Source organism: Synechococcus sp. H55.9, from assembly GCF_047462355.1.
Lineage (GTDB): Bacteria > Cyanobacteriota > Cyanobacteriia > Thermostichales > Thermostichaceae > Thermostichus.
On record NZ_JANSJB010000062.1, the window covers coordinates 13672 to 16398 of the forward strand.

At 64.1% G+C, this 2727-nt stretch carries 1 protein-coding gene; it reads right to left on the minus strand.

Going from position 1 to position 2727, the window contains the following annotated elements:
• Positions 1-2447 (minus strand): heavy metal translocating P-type ATPase (locus tag NW857_RS09050; RefSeq protein WP_414368723.1); only part of this gene is annotated, 2447 nt, incomplete at its 3' end.
• Between the last annotated feature and the right edge of the window lie 280 nt (positions 2448-2727).

Genomic DNA, 2727 nt, shown 5'->3' on the forward strand with positions numbered 1-2727 from the left:
CCATCAGAGGATCCACTGAATACAAAAGTTCGCTTGAGAAGGAGCGAATTGAGGACTACACTGAGGGAGCTAAAGGCCATGAGGCCGCCTGCTAGAGCGGGGCTGAGGCCGAGGCCGAATCCGGGCAGAAGCGCGCCGGCGGCCACCGGGATCCCGACCAGGTTGTAGGCGAAGGCCCAGAGGAGGTTTTGCTGGATTTTGCGGAAGGTGGCGCGGCTAAGGCGGATGGCTTCCACGACGTCCCAGAGGCGGTTGCGCATGAGGATGATATCGGCAGTCTCTAGGGCGGCAGCGGTGGCAGAGTGCAGGGCCATGCCCACATCGGCTTGGGCCAAGGCGGGAGCGTCGTTGATGCCATCGCCCACCATGGCAACTCTCTGGCCCTGGGCCTGCAGATCTCGGATAACCTGGGCTTTATCTGCCGGCTGCACCTCGGCAATGACGCGGATCCCTGGCACCTGTAGAGCTTGGGCCACCTGCTGGGCCACCTCGGCCCGATCCCCAGTCAGTAAGACCACCTGCAGGCCCATTTTCTGGAGCTGTTGCAGGGTTGCCGGGGCATCGGGCCGCAAGGGATCCTGCACCGCCAACAGCCCCACCAGGGATCTGTTCAGGGCCACGCCCACCACCGTTTTGCCAGCTTCCAGCAGCGCCTTGGCTTGGGCCTGCGCTTCAGGAGAAAGCGGGATCCCCAGGGCGGCAAGCCCCTCTAGGGAGGCCAAGAGGACCTCTTGCCCTTCCACCCGCGCCGAGGCCCCCACTCCCGGCTGGGTGTGAAACTCGTCGGCAGAAAGCAAGGGCAGTCCCTGCTCGCGGGCGGCCCCCAAAATGGCTTGGGCTAGAGGATGGCGGGTGCCGCTTTCTACTGTGGCCGCCAGTTGCAGCAGCCGAGCCGGATCCAGGGCAGGGTCGAGGGCAAGGCAATCGGTTAGGTGCGGATCCCCCTGGGTGAGGGTGCCGGTTTTGTCGAAGACAACTGTTTGCAGGCGGTGGGTTTTCTCCAGGATGTCGCCGCCGCGGATGAGCAGTCCCCGCTCCGCGCCCAGTCCGGTGCCCACCAAAATGGCTACGGGCGTGGCCAATCCCAGCGCGCAGGGGCAGGCCACCACCAGCACCGAGATGGCCAGCTTAAGGCTGAGGAGCAGAGGGGTAGGATGGGGGGGGTGATCCCCTAGGTGCAGAGAGGAGTGGAGACCAACCCCCATCAGGATCTCGCTTCCCCAGAGCGGGATCCCGATCCAGTACCAGAAGGCAAAGGTGAGAAGAGCCAGTGCCACCACGCCGTAGGTGAAGTAACCGGCCACCCGGTCGGCCAGGCTCTGGATGGGGGCCTTGCGGGCTTGGGCTTCTTCCACCAGGCGGATGATCTGGGCCAGGGTGGTGTCTTTGCCGGTGCGCGTAGCCCGGCACAGCAGCAATCCCGATTGGTTGACCGTCCCGGCCACGACCGGATCCCCTGGCTGTTTGAATACAGGTAGGGATTCCCCGGTGAGCATGCCCTCGTCCACCGTGGCCTGGCCGGCAATCACTTCTCCATCCACCGGGATCTGCTCCCCGGCCCGCACCTGCAGCCAATCCCCCACCTGCACTTGTTCGAGGGGGCACCACTCTCCCTCTGAGGTCAGGGATCCCGCAGTCTCTTGGGGTGGCACTCGGCGAGCCAAGTTGGGGCGCAGGCTCACCAAAGCTTGCAAGCTGCCGGCGGCCCGCAGACGGCTCTGCTGCTCCAGGGCCCGTCCCAGCAGGATGAAGCTAAGCAGCATCACCGGCTCGTCGAAAAAGCACTCCCAGCCCACCTGCGGGGCCAACAACCCCACCAAACTGGCCAGGTAGGCGGATCCGGATCCCAGGGCGACTAGGGTGTTCATGTTGGGGGCCAGCCGCCGCGCCGCCCGCCAGCCGTCCAGGACAAGGTTGCGGGCCGGGCCGACGAAGGTCAACGTCGCCAACCCCCAGTGCAGCCAGACGTCGTTGAGGACGGGCAAGCCCAGGCGGGCGAACAGATCCAGGTGGCCGGCAGCAGAGATGAGCAGTAAAAAAGCGGCGGTGAGGGCCTGGCGAATCTGGGCTTGGGTTTGCCGCCGCTGCCGCGCGATGGGATCAGCGGGCGCATCCAAGGCATGATCCCATCCATCTGGGGAAGGAGCTCGATCTTGGGGAGAATCGGCAGCGCAGGAGCTGGGAAACCCCGCCTCTGTCAAGATGCGGGCCAGATGCTCGGGGTCAGGGCGGCTGCCAGGGGCAAATTCCACAAGGGCCGATTCGGTAACTAGGTTAACGCTGGCTTTGACCACCCCCACCTGCTCGAGCAAGACTTGCTCGACGGCCCGAACACAGCCGGCGCAGCTCATGCCGCCCACGTGGAGCAGCAGGGATCCCTCCTGAGGGAGCTCAGCCGGATCCCTTGGTCTGTCTGTCGCGTGGGTCATTGCATCTGTGGTGGCCATCTTCATCCTCACGTGGTTGACACCCTCCTAACTTGCCGCAACTGCGAGGAACTCCATAGCAGCTCTTGCGGGCAGCCCTTCTTCAAAGGAGCCTGTTCAAGGATGCTAGCAACCTCCGGGAGAGGGTGCGCAGACAGCCCCCGCCCTTGACCGTCCTTGGCAGCAGAGGGCAGGCTTTTCCCTCTGCTTTTGAGGAGAGAGACTCAGTAGAGTAATTCCAGCTAGATCAAAAACTTTGCCAGGAATTGCCCATGAAGTTCATTTTCCCTCTCTGCTTGGC